General features: G+C 59.4%; 6 protein-coding genes. 2 read left to right on the forward strand and 4 right to left on the reverse strand.

All coding sequences use genetic code 11. The features are described 5' to 3' along the window. The 3 genes from AC5E6N_RS23235 to AC5E6N_RS23245 all read right to left on the reverse strand — a co-directional run. A partial coding sequence (locus AC5E6N_RS23235; RefSeq protein ID WP_491750033.1) for a hypothetical protein occupies window positions 1-509 on the reverse strand: 509 nt, incomplete at its 3' end. A gap of 14 nt (window positions 510-523) precedes the next feature. Next, entirely contained in the window at window positions 524-793 is a 270-nt protein-coding gene (locus tag AC5E6N_RS23240; RefSeq protein ID WP_491750034.1) for a hypothetical protein, read from the reverse strand. 250 nt (window positions 794-1,043) lie between these two features. Further along, a complete protein-coding gene (locus AC5E6N_RS23245) occupies window positions 1,044-1,871 on the reverse strand; it encodes an isocitrate lyase/PEP mutase family protein (RefSeq protein WP_491750035.1) in 828 nt (275 codons plus the stop codon). A 158-nt stretch (window positions 1,872-2,029) separates the two neighbouring features. Here AC5E6N_RS23245 and AC5E6N_RS23250 point away from each other — a divergent pair, with 158 nt between their 5' ends. Continuing rightward, complete coding sequence (locus AC5E6N_RS23250) at window positions 2,030-2,677, forward strand: hypothetical protein (protein WP_491750036.1); 648 nt, start codon at window positions 2,030-2,032, stop codon at window positions 2,675-2,677. Continuing rightward, window positions 2,674-3,660, forward strand: coding sequence for a hypothetical protein (locus AC5E6N_RS23255; RefSeq protein WP_491750037.1), 987 nt, complete (start codon window positions 2,674-2,676; stop codon window positions 3,658-3,660). The genes AC5E6N_RS23250 and AC5E6N_RS23255 overlap by 4 nt, the downstream gene beginning before the upstream one ends. A gap of 2 nt (window positions 3,661-3,662) precedes the next feature. On the opposite strand, the gene AC5E6N_RS23260 is transcribed toward AC5E6N_RS23255, so the two are convergent. Further along, window positions 3,663-4,745 (reverse strand): AI-2E family transporter, encoded by a 1,083-nt coding sequence (locus tag AC5E6N_RS23260; protein ID WP_491750038.1) that lies wholly within the window; start codon window positions 4,743-4,745, stop codon window positions 3,663-3,665. Window positions 4,746-4,901: the final 156 nt, after the last annotated feature.

Genomic DNA, 4,901 nt, shown 5'->3' on the forward strand with positions numbered 1-4,901 from the left:
GTCATGCCGGAGTCCTCAGGGTAGTGGTGTGCGCCCATCTCGTTCAACAAAGGGCCAAGGCAAATGCGTTGAACCTCTCCATCTCGTAGCAAATACTCAACACGGTACTCGATGGGCGTGCGAATAGCCTTGAATGAGGTAAGAAAGGTTTCCATTGTGAACGTAATTCTGCATTCGCCCGAGGCGCTTTCGTCGTCGCTGACAATCCGTTCGTTGCCGAGTAACTCGCGTGCGAAGGCACCATCAACACCTATGATGCGATCTTCAGTGACATTTTTGTAACCGGAGCCGACACCATGAAATATGATTCCGTCATATGGTGTGAGCGCAGTGGCCGCCATTGCGTGAACGACCCGCTCATCCACCACGTTGCAGGCAGGACCGATGGTTTCCAACGTGTCCCTTATGCCAAAGTAGTGTTTGTTCCAGGATGCGCATCCGTGGAGAATTGCGAGCGACAACGACAATCCCGTTAAAACTGCAGCCGAATATGTGTTTTTAAGCGTCATCTTGTTTGCCCGGATCACTGGCTAAGGTGCCGCAGGTCATTGTCTATAAACACTTTTATCCGGTCACTGCTGTCGAGCGGGTGTCCGACACTTTTCGGGTTTCCGTCCTGGTCAGCGGCAAACCCGTTGATTTCATATTTGAGCGCACCTTCATTGTCGTATATCCGGAAGAAGGTATGGCGGTAGCCAGTTGGTATTCGCTTCTTGTCCGGTAAGATCACACCTCCAAGATCGGGGGCAATCGGAAAATAGGCAATCTTCAGCGTATATCTTTTTTCTGACATGCAATGATTCTTTCAAAAAGTGCATTCGATCAAGCGAGACACGCGTAATTTCTTGAGGGATGAGCACCCAGCCAACATCGTTGGCATGCTCGCAACGCAAACGTGTTTCATCGACTGGAAGCAACCCTATCGCAAGCACTCACCGGTCTCCATACCATTAAACTCTGTGCACCGGCCGCACAGCGCGGATCACCAGTAATTCATTGTTATTCATGAGCAATTCTACATTCTAACATTCCGAAATTATGGCTCACCTCCGACCCGCTTCCATGAAACGACGGGCCTCGGCGTCGGTCAGCGCCTCGACCGCATAAGTGAAGGTCCCCCGCTCGCGGACCTCGCTTGCCGCCCGGATGAGACCGCCGAGCGCGGCGCGAGCGAAGGAGCCGCCGACACTCACCCGTTTGACACCGGCCTCGGCCAGTTGATTGAGCGACCAGTTCGCGCCGGTGAGGCCCATAACGACATTGACTGGTTTCGACACCGAAGAACAGACAAGGCGGACAGCTTCAAGATCCGGCAGCCCCGGCGCAAACAGCACATCGGCGCCCGCCTCGTCGAAGGCCTGGAGACGGCGGATCGTATCGCCGAGATCGGGACGGTCGTAGAGGAAATTCTCTGCCCGCGCCGTCAGAAGGAACGATCGCCCCTTTGCCGCCTCGACACTGGCCGCAACGCGCTCCACCGCTTGCCTGAACTCGTAGATCGGGGCTTCCGGCCTTCCCGTTGCATCTTCGATGGAGCCGCCGACCAGCCCGGTCTCCATCGCAAGGCCAATAGTCTCGGCGCAATCCTCCGGACGATCCCCGAAGCCACCTTCAAGATCTGCCGATACCGGCAGCAACGTTGCCGATACGATGTCTCGGGCATTGTCCAGTGCATCTTCACGCGTGACCTGCGAGCGCCCGTCGCAGCGCCCGGTGGCGAAGGCCAATCCGGCAGATGTCGTCGCCAGCGCCTCAAAACCGAGCTGCTCGAGAATGATCGCCGATCCGGCGTTCCAGGGGTTGGCGATGATAAAGGCGCCCTCTCCCTGATGCAGGGTTTTAAAGCGCTCGAATTTTGCTTCGGTGTTCATCCGCATCCTCCCTGGCTACTTCCGGCAAACTGGAACATATAGTGAACGATTGCAAGACGAAATTTCGGATGGTCCCCGCAATAGACAGCGCGCCGCATTGTGTTTTGCGGCGAAATGGGCAAGCCTCCTGCCGGGACGTCAATGCGCTGGAAGGTCGAATGGACTGGTTTGATATCATCACGCAGCTTCGCGACATGATCGGCCGGGCGCTGTGGTTCGATCCGACCGTCTACGACACGGCGACGATGGACGACCGGACCCGCTTTGTCTCCACACTGGTCGTTTTTCTCGCCGGCGCGTCGCTTTTGCTCGGCCAGTGTTTTGCGCTTTTTCTTGTCGCCGCCTCGCCGGTCGGTTTCATCCTCGGTCTGGTCTTCAGCGGACTTTCACTGGCCCTGCGGCTCGGGCTGTGGGTAAGCTGTTCCGTGCTTTTTGCGGCGATCCTGTTTGGCGTCGTCACCGCCCCGTGGAATTTCATATCCGTCATCTTCGTGGCGACGGCGCCGCTTGTCTTCGGCTTCCTCGCCGTCCTGCCGAGCATCGGGATTATCATCCTCTATGTGCTTTACGGCTGGACATGCCTGACGATGATGTACGGCCTGTTCTACGGCGCGCAGGTGCCGTTCCTGCCGGGGGCGGTGTGCATGCTGTCGGGCTGGATCGCGGTTTCGCTGCTGGAGCGGATGTTCTTTGCCCGCAGCCACGCCGCGCAAAGCGGCGGCTTCCTGTTCGCAAGCCGCCAGCTTTCGCGTTTCACCTCCGATCAGATCCTGGAATTCGTCAAGCAGAAGGTGCGCAGCCGATGAGCGATATCCAGCAGCTTCTGTTCGGAGCGATCATGGTCGCGGGCGTCACGCTCTTCGTGGCGCTCATTACGGCGCCCTTCGAGGCCATGACCTGGTGGTCGCGGTGGACAACCGACCCGCGGCAGGAAGAGGATGACGGCGACATCGATGCGGAGCCGGCCGAGCCTCACGCCACCGGCGAAAAGGAAGCCGTCCTGTTTTACGTGACGGGTATCGGCACGATCACGGGTGAACGGCACCCGAAACTCGAACAGGGCTTTATCGACGCGTTGAAGGAGGCACTGCCCAATGTCGCCGTCATCGACGATTTCTTTCCCTATTCGCCGGCAGGCATACCACTGACGGGCCAACGGATTTTTGCCCGGTTCTGGCGCTTTTCCGGCCGCCACCGCGCGTTTGTCACCCAGAACCTCATCCGCCTGCGCAACATGTTCCAGGTTCTGGTTGCCGCCGACGGGCGCTACGGGCCGATCTACAGCGCCGGCACGTTCCGCATCATGCGCGAGAAGCTCTTTGAAAAAGGTCACGGCGCGCATTCGAGCCGGCCGGTCATACTTTTGGGCTACAGCGGCGGCGCGGAGATCTCCCTCGGCGCTGCGCCCTTTCTCCATGGCGAATTCGACAGCCGGCTGACGCTGCTGTCGCTTGGCGGCGTTCTGTCATCGCATCCGGGCATCACCGCGCTCGACCGGATCGTGCATCTGCAGGGCTCCGCGGACCGCGTGGCGCGCATCGGCGGGATCTTCTTTGTTCATCGCTGGGCGGTCTTCGGCGGGTCGCACTGGAACAAGGCCCGCAAGCGCGGCCTCATTTCCACGGTCGCAATGCCGGGCATGGGACACAACGGGCCCGGCGGGTATCTCGATCCGCACGCCCACACCCGGGCGGACGGCCCGAATAATCTTCAGCGGACGATTGCAGAGATCAAATCGGTCATCGATGAGGAAATCGCCGCCAGCCGGCGGGATATGGCCAGAGCCTGAGACTATTGTGCCGGCGCCTCTCCCGCCTGCCGGTTGCGGTCGAAATCGCCGTTCTGGGAAAGCAATATGGCGATCGGCCGGGTCGGCCGGAACTCGGCCAGCACGATGACGACAACCGATGTCATCGGCACCGCGAGGATCGCGCCACCGATACCCCAGAGCGCGTACCAGACCGTCAGGGAAATCAGCACGACGAACGGGCTCAGATTCATGGAGCGGCCCAGAAGCCGCGGTTCGACGAACCCGCCGATGAAGACCTGCGAGGCCGTCAGGCTCACCAGCACGATGATGATGGCCTCGATCGAGCCGAACTGGGCCGCGGTCAGAAGCACCGGAAAGGCCACGCCGACAATCGAGCCGACATAGGGAATATAGTTGAGGACCCCGATCAGCACGGCGAAAAAGCCGGCGAAGTCGACACCGATCAGCCGCATGCAGGCATAGCTGATCAGACCGAGCATGACATTGATCAGCGTTTTCACCGTCAGGTAGTTGCCGATACGTTCGTTGACGCTGCCCACCACTTCCATGATCCGCGCCGCGTCGTCCCTGGTGGTCGCGGCCTTTATGATCTTGCGGCTGAAATGCAGCCGTTCGGCCATCAGGAAACTGGCATAGAGGAAGACGACGAAGACCTGCCCGCCGAGCGCCGAGACCGATGTCACCGTGGTGCTGATCACACGCTGCAGGTCGAGCTGACCGAGCACGAGATTGCGGATCGTGCCCCAGGACGGTTCGTCGTCAATGCCGAGCATCCTGGCGATGTCGCCGACAAAGCCCAGCAGCGTTGTCTGATATTGGGGAGCGAGCGCAATCACCTGCTGGATGTTCTCGGCGAACAGAACCACCAGCAGGAACCCCAGAAAGATGAACGACAAAAGCGCCACGATATGGCGCAGCCACAGCGGTATCAGCGATCCGACGACCGGCACCTTGCCCAGACTCGTCGCCATCGTGCTCAGAACATAGACCGAGATGATGCCGGAGATTATTGGGATGAAGATCGGCTTGCCGATCCACAGGATGAAGCCCACCATGATGGCGAAGGCGAGGCCGTAGACGAGGTTGCGAAAGCGGCTGTTCATACCCGGCTCCTGATCTGCCTCAGCACAGTGTCTGCGGCGGGCGAATAGTCGAGCGATTCCGGCCGATTGGCAAGCCCTGCCCGATCACCGCCGTCATGCGAAAGCTCGTCGTCCTCGCCAATGCTCTCCTGAGAGACAACAGAATGTGGGCCAAAT

This window comes from Hoeflea sp., from assembly GCF_984452065.1.

Coding starts and splice junctions, on each gene's coding strand:
- AC5E6N_RS23260 (WP_491750038.1), bottom strand. CDS start 4,745: ATGAACAGCCGCTTTCGCAACCTCGTCTACGGCCTCGCCTTCGCCATC.
- AC5E6N_RS23240 (WP_491750034.1), bottom strand. CDS start 793: ATGTCAGAAAAAAGATATACGCTGAAGATTGCCTATTTTCCGATTGCC.
- AC5E6N_RS23255 (WP_491750037.1), top strand. CDS start 2,674: ATGAGCGATATCCAGCAGCTTCTGTTCGGAGCGATCATGGTCGCGGGC.
- AC5E6N_RS23250 (WP_491750036.1), top strand. CDS start 2,030: ATGGACTGGTTTGATATCATCACGCAGCTTCGCGACATGATCGGCCGG.
- AC5E6N_RS23245 (WP_491750035.1), bottom strand. CDS start 1,871: ATGAACACCGAAGCAAAATTCGAGCGCTTTAAAACCCTGCATCAGGGA.